Source organism: Hymenobacter daecheongensis DSM 21074 (assembly GCF_900141805.1).
GTDB classification, from domain to species: domain Bacteria; phylum Bacteroidota; class Bacteroidia; order Cytophagales; family Hymenobacteraceae; genus Hymenobacter; species Hymenobacter daecheongensis.
On record NZ_FQYN01000002.1, the window covers coordinates 619078 to 641719 of the forward strand.

Consider the following 22642-nt stretch of genomic DNA (forward strand, 5'->3'; position numbering starts at 1 on the left):
TAAGAGTACTGTTTTCATCATGAATAAGCGTTAGGGTAAGATAAAAAAACCGTTGCGTTGCGCAATTTAAGGAGTTAGCAGCGAATTCGACTTGCCACCGAATTCCACACTGGCTTCCAGGCCCACCGAGTACGGCCGCGAGCGGCGCAGCACCGACTGGTTGGGGTCGGCATTGAGCGTGTTCAGGCCGGCCTCGGCCGTAGGGCCTACCGATACGCTCCAGCGGGCGTTGGCGGGCTGGTAGCGGGCTCCGGCCCCGGCGCGGGCGGCCAGCTGCACCCGCCGGTAGGGCGAGCTGGCCGAGGCCAGATTGTAGACTTTGGTGGCTTCGGGTGCGCCTTCCAGCTCGGCGCGGCTGTTCAGCAGCACGTTCACCACTGCCCCTACTTTGGCATACACCGATACGCCGGGCTTGGCCGTGCCGTAGCGCACACCCACCGGCAAGCCGGCCGTGCGGTAGCGGTAATACGTGGCATGCGACACCGGCGCCCGGTATTGAATGATATCGGGGTCCATGTTGGCCGCGCCGGCCTCTACGGCGGCGTGGTGGCTGTCCAGAAAGCCGTAGGAGGTGCGCGACGAGGCCCGCTGTTCGGCGGCCTCCAGGCCCGTGAGCAGCGTCCAGTGCTTGTTCATGGTGTAGCTGGCCGTGAGAGCCGCGCGCTGGCCGAGGCCGGCCCGCAGGTGCTGCCGGTATTCGGCGGCGGCCACCCCATACGAGTCCGGACTGCCAACTGGCGCGTTTCGGCTGGAGTAGGTGGCGCTGGCACCGGGACGGGAGAAGTCGGCGTTGGGCGAATACGCTGAGGCGGCATAGGAGCCCAGCAGCCGCCACCGGCGGGGCCGGCCGGCCGTTTCCTTCTGCTCTGCGTCGGCGGGCTGGCCGGGGGCCGAAGTCAGGCTGGCCACCAGCGGCTGCTGAGGCAGCAGCGCGGGCCGGCCGTAGCTCAGGCCGCTTTGCAGCGCTGCCAGCCGGGCATCCAATTCGGCCAGCGCAGCCGAATATCCGGCAGATTGCGACGATTGGGAAGCCGCCGCCAGCATCGGGCCCGAAGCCAGGGCCAGCTGCGCCGGGCCACCAGCCGCACCGGCCGAGCGGGCCACGCCCGAACGGAAGTCAGCGGAGCCGGAGCCAGTACCAGTGCGCCCGGCCCGCGGGGCTTCCGCGCCGGCCAGGGCACCCAGCCGGGCCGCGAAGCCCGCGGCCCGCTGGCTGGCTGCGACGGCCGCATCAGCCAGCACCGCTCCTGCGGCCTGCGGCGAAGCCGAACCTGCGGCCAACGCGCCATTGTTCGCAGCCATGCCGCTGCTGCTCATGGTGCTGGATGCAGCAGCCGTAGCAGCTTCCGCTGCCGACTGCCCCAGCGCCAGCCGCTCGGCGGCCGATGAAGCAGCGTCAGTACCGACAGCACTGGCCCGGCCGGGCTGCGCCGAAGCCGCAGTACGGGCCGCCAGCTCAGGCTTTCCGCCCGACAGGCCGCCGTAGCGCAGGCCAAACCAGCTGCCAAAGCTCACGAGCAGCGCCACGCTGGCGGCCGCTACCCAGCGGTAGAGCAGCAGCCGGCGGCGGTAAGTTTCGTTCTGGCCCACCACCAGGTTGTGGTCGATCTGCTCCCAGAGGCTGGCGCGGGGCGGCACCTCGGCTTCCGCGAATTTCTGGCGGAACAGGTGCTCCAGGTCGCCGGTGGGCGGGCCGGAAGGCGGCGTATGATTAGTTTCGGAAGGTAGCATTAGGACGGTGGGCGTCGAGACGCTCCAGTTTGGACTTGAGAATGGCGCGGGCGCGCGAATACTGGGACTTGCTGGTGCCTTCGGAAATGCCCATCATTTCCCCGATTTCCTTGTGGCCGTAGCCTTCGATGGCAAACAGGTTGAACACCATGCGGTAGCGCGGAGCCAGCTCCTGCACCATGGCCAGCATTTCCTCGAAAGCGTAGTTGGAGAGCGTAAATTCCTCGCCGGCCAGATCCTGCGGGTATTCGCCCTCGCTCACGGCCACCAGCGGCGCGTTGCGGCGGTGCTGGCGCAGGGCGGCATTCACCATGATGCGCCGGATCCAGAACTCCAGCGGGCACTCGCGGCGGAAGCCGCGCAGGTTGTTGAACACGGTGATAAAGCCCTCCTGGAGCACGTCTTCGGCCTCGAAGGTGGTTTGGGCGTAGCGCAGGCACACGGCCATCATCTTGCCCGAAAACCGGTCGTAGAGGTGTTTCTGCATCAGGCGGCTGCCGGCCAGGCAGCCATCAATCAGCTCGGCCTCGCTGAGCTGGGAGGGCGGAGTGAGGTGGCGCACAGCAGCAGACGACGAGGACGGGGAGGAAGCAGGACGGGAAGCCGACAGGCCATCCGGCAGCAGGCTGCGCAGCCCATTTGCAGTGCCCAGCGCGGCAGATAGCGCGCCCATTACCAGGAGCGGCCCAGCTGGCCGTCGTTAGCGCGTGCAACCATACGGGGACTAGCAGAAATAGCGGCTGGCTCCGGGAGCAGCGAGCAAGTGAGAATAGCGTGTGGCATATGCGACGGGTAGAATGCGCTAAAATCGATGCGCCCGGCGGCCTAAAATCCCGGACGGCAAAAGGAAGATAAGGTCGCCCGTCAGAAGGTTGCACAAGGACCGTAAAAATCTGCAATGCCCTAAGGAAAGCATTTACAATGAAGATGTTGCTGGCAAAAAATAAGTCATTACAACCCGGCTTGCCAAATACATGTATGTACACACCTAGCTGCCCACGGCGGCTAGGGCAGCTTGCGGGGCGGTCTGGGCCTTTTTTGCCCCGGCCGCTGCAGATTTGCCCAGCTATTCTTTCACTTTTTCCGCCCAAGCCCCATGAAAACCCTGGTTCTGTTTTACTCCACGTATGGCCATATCTACAAGATGGCGGAAGCCATTGCCGAGGGTGCCCGCGAGGTGGCCGGCAATGAAGTAGTGATAAAGCGCGTGCCCGAAACGCTGACCACGGCGCTGCTCGACCAGATTGGGGCCACGCAGGCCCAGCAGGCCTTCGCGCATCTGCCCGTGGCTACCGTGGAGGAATTGCCCCAATACGACGCCATTCTGTTCGGCACGCCCACGCGCTACGGCAACCTGTGCGGCCAGATGCAGTCGTTTCTGGATGGCACCGGCGGCCTGTGGGCCAAGGGGGCGCTGGTGGGCAAAGTCGGCGGCGTGTTTGTGAGCACGGCCACCCAGCACGGGGGGCAGGAAACTACCATCCGTAGCTTCCACACCGAGCTGCTGCACCACGGCTTCGTTATCGTGGGGCTGCCCTACTCCTGGCAGGGGCAGACGAATATTGAGGAGATAACCGGCGGCTCGCCCTACGGCGCCAGCACCATAGCGGGCGGCAAAGGTGAGCGGCAGCCCAGCGCCAACGAGCTGGAAGGCGCGCGTTTCCAGGGCCGGCACACGGCCGAAATTGCCCGCAAGCTGGCGGCAAAATAACCCTCGCTTTTTTCGGATTAAATGCGGTACTTACCGCTTCTTCGCACTTCTATTGCATCCTGCAGCAGCCAGCCGTTCTCGGTTGGCTGCTGTTGTTTTATCGGGGCTTGGCAGCCATCCGTCTGCCCTGGTTCAAAGCTGATTGTAGGCTTTGATCAGGCTGGCAAAGGCCTCGCGGTAGGTGTCGCCGATGGGGAGCAGGCGGCCGGCCACCTGCACCTTGCCCCGCTCCACGTGCTCGATGCAGCCCAGGGCCACCAGATAGGACTTGTGGATGCGGGCAAATCGCTCCGGGGGCAGCACCTCTTCCACCCGCCGAAACGACTGCAGGGTGAGGACTTTGCCCGCCGTGGTATAAATCATCAGGTATTCCTTCATGCCCTCGATGTAGAGAATATCATCGAAATCTACGCGCTGCAGGCGGTTCTCATTCTTTACGAACATTGCCTTCGGGCTGCCAAGCGCCGCCGGCGGCGGGCTGGCATCGGCGGGCAGCAGGGCATTGGGGGCACTGGGGGCCAGCTGGTGCCGCACTTTCTGCACGGCCTGCACAAACCGCTCGAAGGCAATAGGCTTGAGCAGATAATCGGTGGCGTTCAGCTCGTAGCTGCGCACGGCATATTGGTCGTAGGCGGTGGTGAAGACGATGCGCGGCCCCGGCTGGGGCAGCAGCTGGGCCAGTTGCAACCCCGTGAGCCGGGGCATGTGAATATCCAGAAACACGACATCCACGGGATTGTCCTGCAGAAAGGCCAGCCCGGCCAGAACATCATCAAACTGCCCCTTCAGCTCCAGGCCGGGCATCTGGGCACAATAATCGGCCAGCAGATCGAGGGCCAGAGGTTCGTCGTCGAGAATAGCGCAGGTCATGGAGCGGGGGTTGAAGGAGAGGCCGGGCGGCTATCAGGCCACAGCGTGAGCGTGACTAGGTGCTGGCCGGGGGGCGTTTGCACATCCAGCACATGGCGGCCGGGGTAGAGCAGCGTGAGGCGCCGCCGCAGGTTAGCGAGGCCCACGCCGCCGGGCTGTTCGGGCAGGTGGCGGCCTTCATCGGCGGGCGGCAGGTGGTTGAGCACGGTGAAGCGCAGCCGGCCATCGTCGGGCAGCAGGGTCAGGCTGATGTGGACCGCGACGGGGCGCACGGTCAGATCACCGTGCTTAAAGGCATTTTCGACCAGCGGCAGCAGCAGCAGCGGGGCAATGGGATGGGCGGAATCGGGCGCGATGCCTTCGACCTGAAAGCAGATGGCCTCGGGGGCAGAAGCGGGCAGGCGCAGGCGCTGCAAATCGAGGAAGGCGCGCAGATGCACCAGCTCCCGGCTCAGCGGCACGGTGTCGGTGCTGCTTTCGTAGAGCAGGTAGCGCATGATTTCAGCCAGCCGCAGCACCGCCTCCGGGGCGCGGTCGGATTTGCGGCTGGTGAGGGAATAGATGTTGTTGAGGGTGTTGAAGAGGAAGTGCGGGTTGATCTGGGTTTTGAGCATGGCCAGCTCCGTGAGCAACTGCTGGTGCTCCAGCTCGCGGCGGTTGCGCAGGCCGCGCAGGTAGTCGCCGGTGATGCGCAGCGCCGAGCTGAAGAAAATGGCCATCAGCCCCATCAGGGTATAGGGCACAATCATGGCCAGCGTCTGCGGCTGAGTGCGGGCCTGCTCGGCGGCTCCGCCGATGAGCACGGAAGCGCCAAAACGGGCGGGCACGTAGAGCAGCAGCAGCAACAGCACCCCGATGATGTAGGGAATGAGCCGGCCCCGGCTCAGGGTGCGCGGAATCAGCAGCATCCAGTTGGTATAGAACATGGCCGCCGCCAGCAGGTCGGTGAGCCCGGCCCGGAGCAGAAACCCGCGTAGCCCCAGGCGGCTGCCGAATTTGGTCGGCTCATAGGCCAGCATCATCCCATCAAACAGCAGCAGAATGCCCCAGAAGAGCAGATGAACCCACAGCGGAACGGCCGCGCCATCGGCGTGGGGCCACCAGTGCAGGCGGGAAAAGGCCCGCACACGGCTCCATCGGCCGGAGGCGGGTGAAACAGCAGGGGGCAAAGCAGCGGGCAGTACGATTTCCACGCCGGAAGATACCAGCATCCACGGATTGCGGCTATAGTTTTCAACCAACACCGCCCCCGGCCAGCCCAACGGCCCGCCAGCAGCCGCCAACGCCGGAGCCCAGCGCGCCGGGGGCCTCAGCCGGCGTTGGCCACCCCAAAACCACCATTGCCGACACCCGCGGGCTGGTTGGTAGAATAGTCGGCCGGCACTGCCGACGGGCGGCTAGGTTTGCCACCATGTTCCACCTCACTACCCGATACGATGGCTGTTTCTGATCTGCTGCTGGAAACCCAGGGGCTGCATTTCTGCTTTGGCAAGCGCCCCATTCTGCACGACATCGGCCTGCAGGTGCCGCCGGGCAGCATCTACGGCTTTCTGGGGCCGAACGGGGCCGGCAAAAGCACGACTATGCGCCTGCTGCTGGGGCTGCTGCGGCCGGCGGCCGGCACGGTCCAGCTGTTCGGGCACGACTTAGCCCGGCACCAGGTGGCCCTGCTGAGCCGGGTGGGCGCGCTCATCGAAAACCCTTCGCTCTACGGCCACCTCACGGGCCGCGAAAACGTAGAGGCCACCCGTCGCCTGCGGGGCCTGCCCGCCCACCGCACGACCGAAGTGCTGGCGCTAGTGGGCCTGAGCAACTCGGGCGGCCGGCTGGTGAAGGAATACTCGCTGGGGATGCGCCAGCGCCTGGGGCTGGCCCTGGCCCTGCTCCCCGACCCCGACCTATTGCTGCTCGATGAGCCCACCAACGGCCTGGACCCCAACGGCATCATGGAGATGCGCGGCCTGCTGCTGCGGCTGCGCCAGGAGCACGGCAAAACCATTCTGCTGTCGAGCCACCTGATCAGCGAGATTGAGAAAGTAGCCACGCATGTGGGGGTCATTCAGCAGGGCCGGCTGGTTTTTCAGGGCAGCCTGGCGGCGCTGCAGCACCGGCAGGCCGACCAGACTTGGCTGGTGCTCGATACCGCCAGCGCCGACACCTGCCGCAACCTGCTGCCCCAGCTGCTGAGCGGCGCCCTGCTAACCGGCCCCGGCACGCTCCGGCTGCCCTTTTCCACTCCCGACCAGGTGGCCACGCTGGCCCAGGCCCTGGTGGCGGCCGGCCAGCCCATCTACGGCCTGCGCCAGGAGCAGCCCAGCCTCGAAGACACATTTCTCCAGCTCACCGAAACCAGCACGGCCCTATGAAAACCCTGACCACCCCTCCCCCGCCGCACTGGGCTACGCTGCCCGCCGCCCCCGGTGCCCTCACGCAACTGCGGCGCTGCCTCGCCGCCGACTATGGCAAGCTGTACCGCACGCCGGCCCTGTGGCTGGCGCTGGCCGGCGGCGCTTTGCCGGTGCTGCTCAACTTCTGTATCTTCTACTTCAAAGGCGAATACCTGGTGAAGCCGGGCCAGAACCCATGGCCGCACTACGTGACGATGAGCTGGCAGACGGCTTCGGCCTTTTTGCTGCCCTTGTTTGTGGTGCTGCTCACGGGCCTGCTGGCCGCCATTGAGCACCAGGCCGTGGGCTGGAAACATGTGCATGCCCTGCCGGTGGGCCGGGGAGCCGTCTACGTCAGTAAGCTGCTGATTCTGCTCCAGCTCACGCTGCTGGCCCAGATGCTGTATGCGGGGCTGCTGCTGGCGGCGGGCGGGGTGCTGGGCTGGCTGCGGCCGGAGCTGGGGTTTCGGGCTGGCAGCATCGCGCTGGGGCCGGTGGGGCTGATGCTGGGGCATACCTTCCTGGCTACGCTGGGCCTGCTGGGCATTCAGTACGTGGCGGCGCTGTGGTGGCGCAGCTTCGTGGTGCCGCTGGCCCTGGGTATCGGCGGCATCGTCACGGGCCTCACGCTGCTGCGCTGGGAGCATGTCGATGTGATTCCGTACGCGGCGCCGGCGCGGGTGCTGCACGCGCTGAGCGGCAAAGCAGTCTTGACGGTGGACCCGGCCGTGTCGTTGGCCGAATGGTATAGCCTGGCCTGGTTTGGAGGCGCGGTGCTGCTGGGTTACGCGCTGCTGCGCTTCCGACAAAGCGAATAATGCCGGATTCCGGCCGGCCTCGTGCAACCCCGCCGCCACCGGTGTGACCCTTGGCAGACCTGATCTTCTCCCATTCATCTCCCGGCTGCTGCATTTCAGGGCCGAATTGTAACCACTTAACCTTTTTTAGTTGTCGGTGGGCGGGCATTGCCTTCTCTTTGTCCCGCCTTCCGGTTCCTACCCACTTGAGTTTCTATATCTGATGAAGCACGCTTATCTACCCGTACTGCTCGGTGGCCTGCTGGCCGCCCCCGCCCTCGCCCAGACTATCCCGCCCGCCGGAGCCCCACCAACTGCCCGCCCTACCCTACCAGCCGGCGCGCCGGCCCCCACGGCTCCTAAGCCGCTGGCCCTGTCCACCGTCCCGCGCGGGACGGGCCGCCTGACGGGCACGGTGCTAGATGCGGCCACCAAAAAGCCCGTGGAGTTTGCCACCGTGGCCCTGCTGCCCGCCACCGGCACCACCCCGCTCGACGGCACCGTGTGCGACGAAAAAGGCCGCTTCGTGCTGAAAGGGCTGGCCCCCGGCACCTACCGCGTGCAGCTCAGCTTTGTGGGCTACACCGGCCGCACCGAGACCGTGACCGTGGGCGAAGGCAGCACCGATCTGGGCACTGTGGCCCTGACCTCGGCGGTCCAGAAGCTGGGCGAGGTGACCGTGACCGGTGAGCGGGACGTGGTGGAAACCAAGCCTGACCGCATCGTCTACAACGCTGAAAAGGACCTCACCAACGCCGGCGGCACCGCGGCCGACGTGCTGCGCAAAGTACCACTGCTGAGCGTGGACCCCGAGGGCAACGTGCAGCTACGCGGCACCAGCAACGTGCTGGTACTCATCAACAACAAGCCCTCGGGCATTGTGGCGGGCTCGGTGGCCGATGCCATGAAGCAGATTCCGGCCGACCAGATCAAGACGGTGGAAGTTATTACCTCGCCCTCGGCCAAGTATGATGCGGAGGGCAGCGGCGGCATTATCAACATCACGCTCAAGAAAAACAACCTGCAGGGCACCAACGGCAGCCTGGGGCTGGCTGGCGGCACGCGCAGCTCCAACGCCAACGCGGCCCTGAACTACCGCCAGGGCAAAGTTGGGCTGACCAGCTCGGCCAGCGGCTTTGCCTACTACAGTCCCAACCGCAATGATTTGGAGCGCTATCTGAAAAACGCCGACGGCACCGAGCGCCTGACCCTGCTACAGCGCGGCGAGGGCAACTCGCTGGGCGGCGGTGGCTTCGGCCGCCTCGGCCTCGACTACGACCCCGCCCAGTACCACAGCCTCACGCTGGCCGTGCAGGGCAGCATGTTCCGCAACAGCGGCGACAATCAACTCTTCAACGAAAGCACGCCCACGCCCGCGTTCAGCAACCGGTTCACCCGCGACTCCGAGCGCAGCTTCCATACCCAGAGCTACGACGTGAGCGGCAGCTACACCCGCACTTTTGCGCAGAAGCGCCGCGAGTGGAACGTGCTGGGCCAGCACACCCGCAACCGCAACAACCAGGATTTCAGCCTCGACCAATACCCCGGTGAGGGCGTGGCGGCGAACCCCAACTACCGCGAACAGAGCCTGAACCTCTCGCGCAACCTGGAAACCACGCTGCAGACCGACTACGTGCATCCGCTTTCGGAAACCACGACGCTCGAAACCGGAGCTAAAGCCATTATGCGCCGCGTGAGCAGCGACTACACCGTGCAGACCGACCCCACCGGCCAGAGCAGCCTGCAGACCAATAAGCCCCGCTCCAACAACTTTAGCTACGACCAGGATGTGCTGGCGGCCTACGGATCCTACGGCTTCAGCCTGAACAAAAAGGTGAGCGGCAAAGCCGGCGCCCGCGTCGAGCAGACCCGCATTGATGGCAGCTTTAAGCAGGGCTCCGACCAGGGCGTGCAGCAGGACTACACCACGCTGCTGCCCAACCTGAGCCTGAGCTACCAGCCCGGCAACCCCAAAATGCCCGGCCAGAGTCTGCGCGCGGCCTACTCGCAGCGTATTCAGCGCCCCCAGATTTTCTACCTGAATCCGTTCGTCAACGCCACCGATTCGCTCAACATCACCTACGGCAACCCGCAGCTGGAGCCGGAGCGGACGCACAACGTGGAGCTGAGCTACACCACCTTCATCAAGGGCTCGGTGCTGACCATTTCAACCTACGCCCGCCGCACCGGCAGCGCCATCGAGCCCTTCCGCTTCGTGGATACCGTGCGCGTAGCCGGCCGCCCCGACCGCCTGGTGCAGAATCAGACGTTCCGCAACATAGGGCGCAACGCCACCTACGGCATGAGCGTGTTTGGCTCGGTGAAGCCGGTGCCGAAATGGGACGTGAGCGGTACGCTGAACGTGTACTACGTGTCGTTGAAAAGCCCTTCGCTGGGCCTCAGCAACTCCGGGATGATAGCCAGCCTGAATATCAACTCCGGCTACAAATTCGACAAGGGATTGAGCCTGCAGTTCAACGGCGGCCTGAACTCGCCCCGCGTGCAGCTGCAGGGCCGCCAAGCCGCCTGGACGTTCTACTCGGTGGGCCTGCGCAAAAGCCTGCTCAAGGACAAAGCCGACCTGACCCTGAACGCCGACAACTTTCTGCAAGCCACCCGCAACCTGAGCGCCACGCTCGACACTGACCAGTTTCGTCAGGAAAGCAACAACTATATCTACATGCGCGGCGTGCGCCTGGCCTTCAACTACCGCTTCGGCAAGGTATCGGCCCAGCCCCAAAAGCGCCGCCGTGGCATCCAGAACGACGACGTGAAACAAGGCGAAAGCAACCAGGGACAGCAGTAGTGAAATGGTGAGATAGTGAAATGGTGAGTTTGCTGTTCAATCTGCGCATCTGGCGCAAGCGGCGCATTTAGCGCAGATTGAACAGCAAACTCACCATTTCACTATCTCACCATTTCACTTATTCCAGATATCCCAGGCGGCTTCGGCCTGGATGCAGAGCATTTCGAAGCCGTTTTTGGTTTGGGCGCCGGCTTCGCGGCCTTTTTGCAGAAACAGGGTTTCGCTGGGGTTGTAGATCAGGTCGAAGAGGTAGTGCTGGGGCGTGAGGGCAGCGTAGGGAATGGGCGGGCACTCGTGCACGTTGGGCGCGGTGCCTAGCGGCGTGCAGTTGATGATGAGCGGGTGCGCTTCCAGAATGGCGGGGGTCAGGTCGGCGTAGGTAAGGCCGCGGCCCAGCTCGTTGCGCGACACCACCCAGCGCCGGATGCCCAGCTCGGCCAGCGCCGCCTCCACGGCTTTGGAAGCCCCGCCGGTGCCCAGCACCAGCGCCCCAGCAGCCTCGCCCCGCTCCGGATAGAAGCCGCGCACCGACTCCCGAAACCCGGTCACATCGGTGTTGTGGCCGATGCGGCGGCCGTCGGCGGCAAACTCTACCACGTTCACGGCTCCCACGCGGGCCGCCGAGGGGGCCACTTCGTCGAGGTAGGGCCAGATCTGCTCTTTATAGGGAATGGTCACGTTCAGCCCGGCCAGGCCCGGCCGCTGGGCCAGCAGCGCGGGCAGGTGCGCAATGGTGGGCAGCTCAAACAGATCGTAGCGGCAATCGTCAATATCCAGATTATGGAATTTCTGATTGAAGTAGGTCTGGGAAAAGGAATGTCCGAGCGACTGCCCGATAAGGCCGAATTCGCGCATGGGCTGGCGTAGCTGATGAGGACCCGAAAAAACAAAAAAACCGCCCCACTTCCGTAGGAGTGAGGCGGTTTTCTAAAAAAATAATCCAAAGCCAAGCTTATGCCTGCGCCGGCTTGCCACTGAGCTTCGACTTCAGAAACTGGAACATCGGCGGCAGTATCGACACCAGGATGATGGCGTAAATCACCAGTGTGAAATTGTTTTTCACCACCGGAATGTTGCCGAACAGGTAACCGGCCGCCGTGAGCGAAATCACCCAGAACAGCGCTCCGGCAATGCTGTAGCTGATAAAGTAGCTGTACTTCATGGTGCCCACGCCCGCCACAAACGGCGCAAACGTGCGCACGATGGGCACGAAGCGCGCCATAATGATGGTTTTGCCGCCGTGCTTGGCATAGAAGGCTTGGGTCTGCTCTAGGTACTTGCGCTTCAGAAAGCGGAAATCCTCGCGGAACACACGCGGCCCCAGATAGTCGCCCACGAAGTAGTTCAGATTATCGCCGAGGAAAGCGGCCGCGAACAGCAGCGGAATCAGATGCCAGATGTTGAGCAGCGTTTCGGGCGAGCCGGGGTTGGCCGTTTGGGCCGCCAGCGTGCCGGCCACGAACAGCAGCGAATCGCCGGGCAGAAAGGGAAATACGATGACCCCGGTTTCGGTGAAAATAATCAGGAACAGAATCAGATACGTGAGCGTGCCGTACTGATGCACCACGTCGATCAGGGTTTTGTCGAGGTGTAGAACGAGGTCAAAAAAGTGCTTGATAATCTCCATTGCAAGATTGGGTAAGGAAAAGGACGGCCGCCGTCAATCAATTATGCTACAAAGAAAACAGGCTGCCGGCAAAGTGGCAGCCTGCGGCCCGAATGTTTCCGGTTTTCAGGTGGCCACTGTCTGTCATCCTGAGCTTGCGAAGGACCTTATCATGAGCGAACGACTGTCGTTGGTACGCTTGTCGTTCACTCGTGATAAGGTCCTTCGCAAGCTCAGGATGACAGAATAGTGTTACTACTGCGCCGCCGCACTCACCCGCCACACTTTATTGCCCGCATCATCGGCTACCAGCAGGCTGCCGTCGGGGGCGGCGAATACGCCCACGGGGCGACCGTACACTTTGTTGCTGGCCTCATCTACCCGGAAGCCGGTCAGGAAATCTTCGGGTGGGCCGCTGGGGCGGCCGTCGCGGAAGGGCACGAACACCACTTTATAGCCCGTAAACTGCGAGCGGTTCCAGGAGCCGTGCTGCCCGATGAAAGCGCCGCCGCGATACTTGGCCGGAAAAGCCGTTTGGCTATAGAAGGCCAGCCCCAGCGAGGCCGTGTGCGGCCCCAGCGCCACTTCGGGCACCAGCGCCTTGCGCACCAGCTCCGGCTTTTCGCCCTTGCGGCGCGGGTCTTCGTGCTGCCCGAAATACGAATACGGCCAGCCGTAGAAGCCGCCGGGGCGCACGCTGGTCAGGTAGTCGGGCACGAGGTCGTCGCCCAGCTCGTCGCGCTCGTTCACGGCGGTCCAGAGCGTGGTGGTGCCGGGGGCCCAGGCCATGCCCACGGGGTTGCGCAGGCCGCTGGCGTATATTTTCTCGCCCGAGCCATCGGGGTTTATTTCCAGAATATTGGCCCGCCGGATTTCATTTTCCGCGCCGTGCTCCATCACATTCGAGGCCGAGCCCACACTCACGTAGATCTTGGAGCCGTCGGCACTGGCCAGCAGGTTGCGCGTCCAGTGGTTGTTGTAGCCGCCTTCGGGCAAGTCCAGAATCTTCTGGCCGGGGCCGCTGAGGCTGGTTGCGTCCGGCGCGTAGGCGAAGCGCAGCACGGCATCGGTGTTGGCCACGTAGAAATTGTTGCCGATGAGCACCATTCCCAGCGGCTGCTTTAGGCCACTCAGAAAAGTGGTGCGCACGTCGGGCCGGCCGTCTTTGTCGGTGTCGCGCAGCAGCGTGATGCGGTTGGCGCTGGTCGATTTCAGGGAGCGGGACTTATCCAGGTCCAAGGCGGCGGCCACTTTCAGCTTGGCGCTTTTGGGCACCGTGTTCGACTCGGCCACCAGCACGTCGCCGTTGGGCAGCACATAGAGCCAGCGCGGACTATTGAAGCCGCCGGCGTATTCGCGCACCGTGAAGCCGGCCGGGGCCACCGGCATTTTGCCCGCGGGCCAATCAATGACCACGCTACGCTTGGTAGCCGACTCCGTGGCGTAGGGCGCGGGCAGCGCCACGATCTGCGCAGCGCTGCCCACGGTATCGGCGGGCGTATCGGCCTGGGCCTGGCGTTTTTCCTGGGCTGTGGGGCCACCGCAGGCGGCCAGCAGGCCCAATAGCGCGGCTGCGCCAAGATTCGTATTTCTCATATCGGCAGAAAGATGGAGTGCTCCTTTCTACTGCCTTTCGCGCTGCGGGTTACTGCCCCGGTTTTCGGCGGGCTGGTTTGGGGGCCAGCAGAAACGTGGCGGGCACGGCGAAGCGGCGCTTCCAGGCGGCTTCGTTGTGGGCGGCACCTTCGTATTTGCGCGTCAGCCAGTGGGTGGCATCGTAGCCGTGGGCCCGCATCAGGCTATCCACGCGCAGCTGGTGGGGTTCGTAGCGGGCATCGAGCGTAGTGGTGCCGTAGTCGAAATAGAGCCGGGGCCGGTGGCGGCGCGGCAGCTTCCGGTCCATATAGGTCAGCATGGCGTTGGTAAAATCGGGGCGGTTTTGCTGTAGGCTCAGCGGCCAGTGCGTGGAAAGGCAGGCCGCCCCGCCAAACACGCGCGGATATTCGAGCACGGCATACAAGGAAATCAGGCCGCCCATGCTGGATCCGGCCACAAACGTATCGGCGCGGCCGGGCCGGGTGCGGTAGTGCCGGTCGATGTAGGGCTTCAGCTCCTGCACCACAAAGCGCAGGAATTCGTCAGAAAGCGGCGTGCCGGGCCGCTCCTGGGCCAGCGCATCCCGAAACGCGGCCGGCAGCGCGTAGTAAGGCTGGGCCGGCGCATATTCGCGGAAGCGCAGATCGGTGTTCCAGATGCCCACCACGATGCAGGGGCGGGTCTGGCCGGCCTGGCTCAGGCGGGCCAGAATGCTGTCGGCCTCCCAGGCCACGCCGTAGCTGGAAGTTTTGGGGTCAAACACGTTCTGGCCATCCTGCATATACAGCACCGGATACGTTTTGCCCTGCTCATAGCCCTCGGGCAGCCACACATCTATCTGCCGGGCCTTCACGAATCTGGACGGGAAAGCGGGCAGATGCTCCACGCGGGCAGCCGCGCCGGCAGACTGCCCGGCCGCATCCAGCGCCAACTCCACCAGAAAAAACAGCAACAACAGCGAACGAATCATGGCGGCAAGATAGTCCACGAACCGAATTATCAGCGGCTCTCCCTCCGCACCAGCCGACAAGCAAAAGGCCCGATCTGCTGCCAGATCGGGCCTCTCAGCCGTTGAATGCGCTTATTGCATTAGCCGCGTGGCATGGAAGTCCCCGGCTTGCCGGTCTTCACTTCGGGCCGAAACATCTCGTCCACGGTGTCCATGTCCAAGAAGTGAGTGAACGTGTCGCCGCGCAGGCCCAGGCGGATGGTTTCGAGGCTCACAATTTCGTTCGGCGCGATGTTGCCCAGGTTCACGTTGGCCCCCATCATCTTGATGAACCACACCTGTTGCGACTTCTGCGGGGCTTCCCACAGGATTTTCTCCACCGGAATCTGGGTCAGAATCTCTTCCACCAGGCCCGAGCGCACCTCGCCGGTGCTGCGGAACAGGCCCACGTTGCCGGCTTCGCGGGCTTCGCCAATCACCTTCACGGCCCCGGCTTCCAGCTCCGTTTTCATCTGCGAAATCCACTTGTAGGGCGGAATGATCTTCTCCGCATCCTTCGAGCCCACCTCGCTCAGCACGTTCACCTGCTGCGCCAGCGTGCGGATGTAGTCCAGCTTGCGGTCGTGCACCAGGTCGATGGAGCCGTCAGAAACCTCGGCGTATTCCATTCCAAACTCCTCCAGCAGGCGGCGGTAGTCGTCGAACTGGTTGCGAATGATAAAGGCCTCGAACAGCGTGCCGCCGAAATACACCGGAATGCCGGCCTCCTTGTACACCGCCAGCTTGCGCTTCAGGTTGGGCGTTACGAAAGACGTGGCCCAGCCCAGCTTCACAATGTCGGTATACGGCGCGCCTACTTCCAGAAAGTCTTCTACCTCGCGGATGCTCAGGCCTTTATCCATGACCATCGTGTAGCCTTGCTCGCGGGGTTTGGCAGTGCGCTCGGGGAGGTTGTTGAGGGTGTAATTCATGCTTGGGGGCTTGGGGGTCTTAGGGACTTGGGGGCTTAGGAGCTTGGTTTCAGTTCCCGTTGGCATAAGCCGTCAAGTTTGTCCACTTCCGATATATCGGCAAAAGTACGCCCGAATTCTGTAAGTACTAAAAAGGGTCTTGGGGGCTTGGGTTCTTAGGAACTTGGCTGTCGTTCTGACCAAGAATGTAGAACGACAGCCAAGTTCCTAAGAACCCAAGCCCCCAAGACCCAAAAAAACCTATTTCCGATACTGGTCAATCAGCCGGGCCAGGGCGCGCTGCGACTCCAGCTCGGGGAAGTACTCAAACAGCAGGCGGTGCTTGTCGAAATCGAGCACCAGCGCGTTTTCCAGGTTCTGGTAGGCCTCGCGGTAACGGCCGGCGGCCAGCTGGTAAGCGCACAGGCGGTAGTGCAGCTCGGCCTCGGCCGGCTGAATCTCCACGGCGTTGGTCATCAGATCAATAGCCCCGTCGAAGTTGCCCTGCTCGTAGAGAATGATGCTCCAGTTCAGCCACGCGTCTTTGTTGTCGGGGGCTACCTGGGTGGCTTTGTCGTAGGCCTCAATGGCCGACACCACATTGCCCAGCTGGTACTCGGCCGCGGCCAGTGCCAGCCAATACTCGGGGCTTTCGTCATACAGCTCGGTGGCCTTGCGGAAGAAGTGAATGGCCTCAAACCAGCGGTCCTGCGCATTGAGCACCACCCCAATACCAAACCACGCCTCATCCATCGTCTGGTCGAGGTCGATGGACTTTTGGTAGTGCTTACGGGCATTGTCCCACTCGGCCAGCTTCTCGTAGCACTCCCCGATGTTGCACAGCGCCTCCGCCGTGGGTGTACCTTCCTCATAGCCCAAATGAAACTCGGCAATGGCTTCGCGGTACTTTTCCTGACTCACATAGGTGCTGGCCAGGAACGTGTGCGCGTCGTAGAACTTAGCGTCGATAATGATGGCGTACTCGAAGGCCGCCTCGGCTTCGGCGTACTTATTGGCCCGGTAGTAGGCCTGCCCCAGGTTGTACCAGGCAATAACGGAATAGGGGTCTTCATCCGTAAAGCGGCGGAAAAATTCCAGGTTTTTCTCCAGCCGCTCGCTCACTTCCAGACAGTAGAGCAGCTCCTGCACGGCCACTTCGTTGTCAGGGTTCAGGCGCAGGCTCTGCTTATAAAACTTGGCCGCGCTCTTGAATTTCTGCCAGCTCTGGTAGGCCAGGCCCAGGTTGAAATAAATATCGTCGCGGTCGGGAGCCCGCTCGGCGGCCTGCTGAAAGTAAGCCACGGCTTCCGAGAACTCGCCTTTCTGGGTGGAAATGATGCCGCGCGTGACGGCCACGTCCGGGTTGTCGGGGTCGAGGTGCGCTACATGCTCAATCTGCTGGGCGGCGGCCACATATTCGCCCTTCATGGCCAGCACCTGCGAGCGGTCAATCAGCAGCTCCGTAGAGAAAGGATATTGGGCAATGGCGGCTTCGCAGGCCTGCAGGGCCTGCTCGTACTGGGTATTCGTGGTATAATGGTCAATGATATTCTCAAAGTCGGCCAGATCAAAAAATACGGATTCGTTCGTGGCCAGCATCCGCTCAAAGCGGCGCACCGTGTCCATCACTTCGTTCTGGTCCTCAAAATTCTCGTTCATTCTCATGCTGCTACAACAGACGCGGGGCCGCCAAAACGGCAGGCTCCGCGGGTATTAGGTCAAAGGAAACCGCCCAAAGCGGTTCGGGCACTATAATACAACAACCGCACCGGAGGCCGGCTAGTTCGGCCGCAGGCCGGCGCAGCACCACTGCACCGTTTCGGCCAGCGGCCGGAAGCTCATTCCCAGCGCCTTCCGCACTTTTTCGGCACTGTATATTACCCGCCGCCGACCAGCCCGGGCCGTGTCTTTAGTGATGAGCGGCCGGGCTCCGGTCAGCACCGAGCGGCCATGCTCCAGCCGCCAGATTATTTCCGCCGCCCAGTCGGGCACGGCCACCGTGGGCGGCTTTTTGCCGAAGCAATGGGCCGCCTGGGCCAGAAACTCATGCAGCGGCACGGCCCCGGCGCTCAGCACAAACCGCTCCCCGGAAATGGCCGTGTCCAACGTCAGCTGCAGCATGGTCTGCACCACGTCGCGCACGTCCACAAAGTTAAGGCTTCCGGGCGTGTAAAAAGCGTGTTCCTGGTAGGCATAGTGAAACAGCCGGGTGCTGCTCCGCGCCCAGTTGGCCGGCCCCAGCACCACCGAGGGGTTCACCATCACCGCCGACAGGCCTTCGGTGATGCCGCGCCACACCTCCAGCTCGGCTAGGTACTTGGAGGTGGCATACGCCGCGTGTTCCGCGCCCAGGTCCCACTTGGCCTCCTCATCCACCGTCTGCCCCGCAGCAGCTCCGCCCGCTTCAGCCGCCGCACTGCCCAGCGCCGCCACCGACGACACGTAGCACAGCCGTACGCCCGGCCGCGCCAGGCAGGCATCTACCACGGCGGCGGTGCCCTCCACATTGGTTTGCAGCAGCGCGTCTTCGTCCTGGGGCGAGTAGGACACCAGCCCGGCGCAATGAAAAACGTGCGTGACGCCGTCCATGGCTGATTGTAGCCCCAGCGTGTCGCGCACGTCGCCTTCCACCCATTCTACCCCGGCGGCAGCCGCCAGGGCTGGCACCTGCTTTCGGTAGAGCGCCCGCACGGCGTGCCCCCGCGCCACCAGCGCCGGAATCAGAAAACTGCCGATAAGGCCGCTGCCGCCGGTAACGAAAATCATGTATGGGGACTTGGTTATTGGGGGCTTGGTTGTGGAGGGCTTGGGGGGGTGTTTGAATGACATCTAAGCCCCCAAGACCCCAACCTACAGACTGCTGTTCAGCAAGGGCAGCGCCAGCACTTTGCGCAGATACTCGGTGGGCAGCACTTTCTGACGCAGGGTTTCGGTGTGTTTCAGGTTGTGGGCATCGGAGCCGACCATATCCACCAGCCCGGCATCTATCAGCCGCTCGGCCATTTTGCGAGCCCCCGGCGAGTAGTAGCCGCAGAGCGAGTTCAGATTGATTTGCAGCAGCACGCCATCCTGCCGCACTTTTTCCACATCCTGGAAGCGGCCGTAGAAGTACGTGTAGCGCTCCGGGTGGGCCAGCACCGGCTGGTAGCCCGCCGATTTAAGGTTGAAAACCGTCTCGCTGAAATTGAAAGGCTCGTTGATGTAGGAGGTTTCAAACAGCACATATTTCTTGTCGCCGCCAAAGCTGAGCAGCGGCTCCGCGCTGTCCAGCTTCTGCTGGAACCACTCATCGAGGTAATATTCGGCGGCGCACTCCAATTCGATGTTTGTGATGCCGGCGGCGGCGGCGGCCTCGCGCAATTGGGTCAGTGCCGCCCGGATGCCCGTGGGCGTGTTTTTGTAAAAGTCGCCCATAATGTGGGGCGTCATGATAAGCTTACGGTAGCCCATATTCTGCATGGCTCGCAGCAGCTCCAACGACTGCTCCACGGTTTCGGCCCCGTCATCGAGGCCGGGCAGCAGGTGGGAGTGCATATCGGCTCCCAGCACGGCCAGCGCCGCCGTATCCGGCGGCGCGGCGGCCGAGTGGCCAAAAAGCTTCTGAAAGAACGATGCCACGCGGAGAGTGAAAGGACGAAAAATCAGGTAAACCGCTTGCGCAGGCGGGCAAAGGTTCCGTCGGCGGGCTTGGTCTCCTCATAGTAGCCCTGGCCGTAGCCGTAGCCATACCCGTAGCCATATCCATAGCCGTAGCCAGATACGCCGCTGGCATTGGCATCGTTGAGAATGGCGCACAGACGGGTAAAATTGTTGGCCCGCATAATCTTGTTGATATTCTTCAGGAACGTCTTTTTCGAGTAGTTAGCCCGCACAATATAAAGTGGAATGTCAGCCTTACGCATGATCAGAATGCCATCCGTAACCAAGCCCACCGGCGGGGTATCAATCAGAATGACATCGTAGTGCTGATACAGCTCTTCGAGCATCTCATCAAACTTCGGATTCAGAATCAACTCCGACGGGTTCGGGGGTGTGGGGCCAGCTGAGATAAAGTCCAGCGTGGGAATGCTGGTGTGTTGCAGGCATTCGAGCACCGTATGCTTCTCGATGAGAATGGTGCTGACTCCTTTCACGTTTTCGGTGCCGAAAGCCAGATTCACCTTCGGCTTGCGCATATCCAGGTCCAGAATCACCACCCGCTGCCCCGACAGGGCAATGATACCCCCCAGATTCACCGTCACGAAGGTCTTGCCTTCCCCCGAAATGGTCGATGTGACCGATATAAGCCGCTTCTTCTTGGACGAGCTAATGAAGTCCAGGTTGGTCCGGATGGAGCGGATGGACTCGGAAATAGCAGACTTGGGATTCTTGTCCACTACCAGCTTCGAGACGGACATCTTCTCCTTGTCGTAGGTCGGAATCACGCCCAGTACCGACGCGGCCGTAGACTGCTCCAGCTCGCGGACGCTGGTCACGGTATTGTGCATGAAAAAGCGCACTGCCACCAGCAATAGGCCCAAAATGATGCCAGCTGCCAGGCCAACAGCATACACCATTACCCGCACCGGCGAAATTGGAGCACCCGGCCGGCTGGCCGGCGACAGAATCTGGAAGTCGGCCGTGGTGCCGGCCTTCGCCATGTTGAATTCCACGATCTTGTCCATCAGCATGAGGTACGTTTTCTCGTACAGTTCAAAGGGACGCTTCAGGCGGGCCAGCTCCGTTTCTTTCTGTGGCAGCGCTTGCAACTCAGAATTAAATTGAGCCTGCAGCTGGCTCATCTGCCCAAGTTGGTTTTGTAGCAGTTGCCGGTTTTGTTGCAGCTGGCGCCGGATACTACCCTTCAAAAAGGCAATGGTCGACTGCTGCTGCTGCACGGCTTCAGTGGCGGGCGTGTAGGAGCGCAGAATACGCCGCAGATTGCGCTGCAAATCGTTCAACTCACTGAGCTGCTGCGTCAGCGGTGAGTCGTCGAGCAGTGCAATACCCGGAATGCCTTCCTCCAGAGTTGCTTCGTCGCTGGCTATGAGGCGGTCCTGCTCTACCAGTCGAGCCACGTTGCTCAGCAGTCGAGCCTTTTCTGCCAGCTTCTGTTGTTCCTCTGCCTGTGCGGCCAGCTTCTCCGTAATGGCGGCCACGTCGGCCTTCACATCATAGGTTTTGTTGTCGCGTACAAACGACTGCAGATTTTCCTCGGCCAGTTGCAGCTGCTTGCGGTTTTCCGACAGCGTCTTTTCTAAAAACTGCAGGGTTTGTGCTGTAGCTTGTTGCTTCTGAGTCAACTTTTCCTGTAGATATACCGTGTCAATTTTGTTGACAATATCCTGTGCCTTGGCCGGGTTAAAGTCAGTGAAAGCAATTTGAATCGTATTAGCGTCAGCGTTGATGATATCGACACTCAGGTTGCTACTTAGATAAGCATTCAGAGTGCCTTCATCGTTAATTACAAAGTGATACTTTTTGTCGAGCGCTTCCGCATTCAGGAAGGAAGTACCGATAAATAGCAGTTCCATCCCGGGTAACACAATAGGTTGTCCTAGCGAGTACTCGCCACTTCGCTCCTGCCCTGCATACAAATAGCTCAGCCTAATGCGTTGGGAGCCCGTGAAGACGAGGTTGAATTTTGTGTTATATAGGCTAGCATCCTTTATTCTATACTCTACTTCGAAAGGGGAAGTACCATATAGTTCATTCTCCAACACAGTCCCTTCCACATAGTAGTTTACGTCCAAATCCAGTGAATCCTTCAGTCTACGATATATTATGTTGGACTTGATAAGCTCGACCTCACCGGAAAGCTTGTTAATACTTTGGCGCTCCTCAATACCCTTACCCATCGTACCACTCAAACCCAGAGCGCCGGCTTCCGTCTTCTCGTCTATTTTTAGTAACGAGGTCGACTTATAAATTGGCTTGGTGTAGCGCAAAAACAGCCAAGATGCCGTCAGACCCAGCGCAATAAGTAATACTATCCAGATCAAGCTGCGACGAGCTACCAGTAGCAGCGTAGCAATATCTAATCCGCTACCCTCTTCGCCTTCGGCCTCCGTATCGCCACCACCCGCGTTGCGAATCAGTTCTTCCAATTCAGCGTTTTCGTTTATTGCCATGCGGTTGTTAGCCTGTTAGTTACGGAGTTTAGATTGTATAGCTATCAACTCCTGAGCCTAATCTTAAGCAAATATTAAAGGTTCTTCAACAGATAAACTGTTGTCACTAAGCCTGCCAGTCCACCAATCAGGCCAAAAACTGCTCCCGCATCCGTTAGAGCTTGGAAGAAGGGCCGGTTTATAGGCTCGACATACACAATATCATTTGGCTCGATCTGCAGATTGGCCCGGCGCATTCCCTCAATAGTGGAAAGATCAATCACCTGAACCTGTGGATTCTTTAGGTCCCCCCGAATCAGGCGAATGTTATACGCACGTCCACCGGAGACGGTGCTTCCGCCAACGCCACTACCCCCACCACTCAGCCCGCCCACTGAGGCCAGCACTTCCAACAGATTCATATTGTCGTTCATCAACGGAACAATGCGTCCGCCTGGCGCACCCAACACGAAAACCCGGTTGTTGGTGATACGGGTCGACACGAATACGTCTTTATAGAATTGACTGTAGCGAATCTGTAGCACGCTATCGGCCTGAAGCAACGACAGGCCAGATACGCTTACCATATCTACCATCGGTAACTTCACACGGCCGTTGCTCTGCACTAGAAATTCATTGGCCCCCATACCCTGCTGGCTGCCTTGCTGACCGCCCTGCTGTCCACCTTGGCCACCCTGAGATGACTGGCTTACCCGGCTTGCGCCTCCTCCCCCACCGGCGGCACTCCCGCCCGGAGCGCCAAACCGCAATTCCCCATTCGGGTCCAGAATCCGCTCCCCTTTGTTGGTGTATACCTGCACCTGCAGGAAATCATTGGGCTGGATGAGGTAGTTGCGGGCGGTGCGGTTCACGGCGGCGCGCAGCTTCATGGTATCCACGCCCTGTCCGGTAGGCGTTTGAAACATGAGGCTCTGGCGGTAGTAGCGCGAAGAGGCGCAGGAGGAAAAGAGCACCGCGAACGGCACGCACAGCAGCCAAAGGCGCAAAAGGCGAAGAAAAGCAGGTTGTAGCATGCAGGCTGGAAAAGCCACGTTCAAATTCGGAAGCTATAGGAAAAGCCGGTATGAAACCGGCCATTTCCCTCTAAAAAACCTTCAAAGTAACCGAATTAGCACGCCCTTTCAAAATT

At 61.5% G+C, this 22642-nt stretch carries 18 protein-coding genes; 4 read left to right on the top strand and 14 right to left on the bottom strand.

The annotated features are described in order from the left end of the window. Window positions 1-66: 66 nt before the first annotated feature. Both BUB62_RS05585 and BUB62_RS05590 read right to left on the bottom strand, forming a co-directional pair. Window positions 67-1731, bottom strand: coding sequence for a hypothetical protein (locus BUB62_RS05585; RefSeq protein ID WP_073107201.1), 1665 nt, complete (start codon window positions 1729-1731; stop codon window positions 67-69). Continuing rightward, window positions 1712-2404, bottom strand: coding sequence for an RNA polymerase sigma factor (locus BUB62_RS05590; RefSeq protein ID WP_084538844.1), 693 nt, complete (start codon window positions 2402-2404; stop codon window positions 1712-1714). Before BUB62_RS05590 ends, BUB62_RS05585 begins: the two co-directional genes overlap by 20 nt. Window positions 2405-2827: 423 nt before the next feature. Here BUB62_RS05590 and wrbA point away from each other — a divergent pair, with 423 nt between their 5' ends. Continuing rightward, window positions 2828-3442 carry an NAD(P)H:quinone oxidoreductase gene (gene wrbA, locus BUB62_RS05595; protein WP_073107203.1) on the top strand — a complete coding sequence of 205 codons (615 nt, stop codon included), beginning with the start codon at window positions 2828-2830 and terminating at the stop codon, window positions 3440-3442. A 132-nt stretch (window positions 3443-3574) separates the two neighbouring features. On the opposite strand, the gene BUB62_RS05600 is transcribed toward wrbA, so the two are convergent. Then, window positions 3575-4312: a LytR/AlgR family response regulator transcription factor gene (locus tag BUB62_RS05600; protein ID WP_073107206.1), complete on the bottom strand. Its 738-nt coding sequence runs from the start codon at window positions 4310-4312 to the stop codon at window positions 3575-3577. Further along, window positions 4309-5523 carry a sensor histidine kinase gene (locus BUB62_RS05605; RefSeq protein WP_084538845.1) on the bottom strand — a complete coding sequence of 405 codons (1215 nt, stop codon included), beginning with the start codon at window positions 5521-5523 and terminating at the stop codon, window positions 4309-4311. The genes BUB62_RS05600 and BUB62_RS05605 overlap by 4 nt, the downstream gene beginning before the upstream one ends. 225 nt (window positions 5524-5748) lie before the next feature. Here BUB62_RS05605 and BUB62_RS05610 point away from each other — a divergent pair, with 225 nt between their 5' ends. From BUB62_RS05610 to BUB62_RS05620, 3 genes are all read left to right on the top strand, one after another. Further along, window positions 5749-6678 carry an ABC transporter ATP-binding protein gene (locus BUB62_RS05610; protein ID WP_073107210.1) on the top strand — a complete coding sequence of 310 codons (930 nt, stop codon included), beginning with the start codon at window positions 5749-5751 and terminating at the stop codon, window positions 6676-6678. Then, on the top strand, window positions 6675-7517 hold the full coding sequence (locus BUB62_RS05615) for an ABC transporter permease (protein WP_073107212.1): 843 nt from the start codon (window positions 6675-6677) through the stop codon (window positions 7515-7517). Before BUB62_RS05610 ends, BUB62_RS05615 begins: the two co-directional genes overlap by 4 nt. A gap of 202 nt (window positions 7518-7719) precedes the next feature. Beyond that, window positions 7720-10302 carry a TonB-dependent receptor gene (locus BUB62_RS05620; protein ID WP_073107213.1) on the top strand — a complete coding sequence of 861 codons (2583 nt, stop codon included), beginning with the start codon at window positions 7720-7722 and terminating at the stop codon, window positions 10300-10302. 114 nt (window positions 10303-10416) lie between these two features. Here the strand turns inward: BUB62_RS05620 and BUB62_RS05625 are convergent, their stop codons facing one another. The 10 genes from BUB62_RS05625 to BUB62_RS05670 all read right to left on the bottom strand — a co-directional run bounded on the left by BUB62_RS05625 (window position 10417) and on the right by BUB62_RS05670 (window position 22526). After that, on the bottom strand, window positions 10417-11157 hold the full coding sequence (locus tag BUB62_RS05625) for a shikimate dehydrogenase family protein (protein ID WP_073107215.1): 741 nt from the start codon (window positions 11155-11157) through the stop codon (window positions 10417-10419). Between the two features lie 97 nt (window positions 11158-11254). Further along, window positions 11255-11929, bottom strand: coding sequence for a DedA family protein (locus BUB62_RS05630; RefSeq protein WP_073107216.1), 675 nt, complete (start codon window positions 11927-11929; stop codon window positions 11255-11257). A gap of 234 nt (window positions 11930-12163) precedes the next feature. Further along, window positions 12164-13504 (bottom strand): PQQ-dependent sugar dehydrogenase, encoded by a 1341-nt coding sequence (locus tag BUB62_RS05635; protein WP_073107219.1) that lies wholly within the window; start codon window positions 13502-13504, stop codon window positions 12164-12166. Between the two features lie 49 nt (window positions 13505-13553). Continuing rightward, window positions 13554-14474, bottom strand: coding sequence for an alpha/beta hydrolase (locus BUB62_RS05640; RefSeq protein ID WP_084538846.1), 921 nt, complete (start codon window positions 14472-14474; stop codon window positions 13554-13556). A 119-nt stretch (window positions 14475-14593) separates the two neighbouring features. Further along, window positions 14594-15424: a phosphosulfolactate synthase gene (locus BUB62_RS05645; RefSeq protein WP_073107220.1), complete on the bottom strand. Its 831-nt coding sequence runs from the start codon at window positions 15422-15424 to the stop codon at window positions 14594-14596. Between the two features lie 240 nt (window positions 15425-15664). Further along, entirely contained in the window at window positions 15665-17062 is a 1398-nt protein-coding gene (locus BUB62_RS05650; RefSeq protein WP_073107223.1) for a tetratricopeptide repeat protein, read from the bottom strand. A 120-nt stretch (window positions 17063-17182) separates the two neighbouring features. Further along, the gene (locus tag BUB62_RS05655; RefSeq protein ID WP_073107226.1) at window positions 17183-18169 is read right to left on the bottom strand and encodes an NAD-dependent epimerase/dehydratase family protein; all 987 of its coding nucleotides are present in this window, start codon (window positions 18167-18169) and stop codon (window positions 17183-17185) included. Window positions 18170-18253: 84 nt separating this feature from the next. After that, window positions 18254-19021, bottom strand: a complete 768-nt coding sequence (locus tag BUB62_RS05660) for a tyrosine-protein phosphatase (RefSeq protein WP_084538847.1) — start codon at window positions 19019-19021, stop codon at window positions 18254-18256. A gap of 23 nt (window positions 19022-19044) precedes the next feature. Next, on the bottom strand, window positions 19045-20916 hold the full coding sequence (locus BUB62_RS05665; protein ID WP_159437409.1) for a GumC family protein: 1872 nt from the start codon (window positions 20914-20916) through the stop codon (window positions 19045-19047). Window positions 20917-21587: 671 nt separating this feature from the next. Further along, window positions 21588-22526, bottom strand: coding sequence for a polysaccharide biosynthesis/export family protein (locus tag BUB62_RS05670; protein ID WP_073107227.1), 939 nt, complete (start codon window positions 22524-22526; stop codon window positions 21588-21590). Window positions 22527-22642 lie beyond the last annotated feature (116 nt).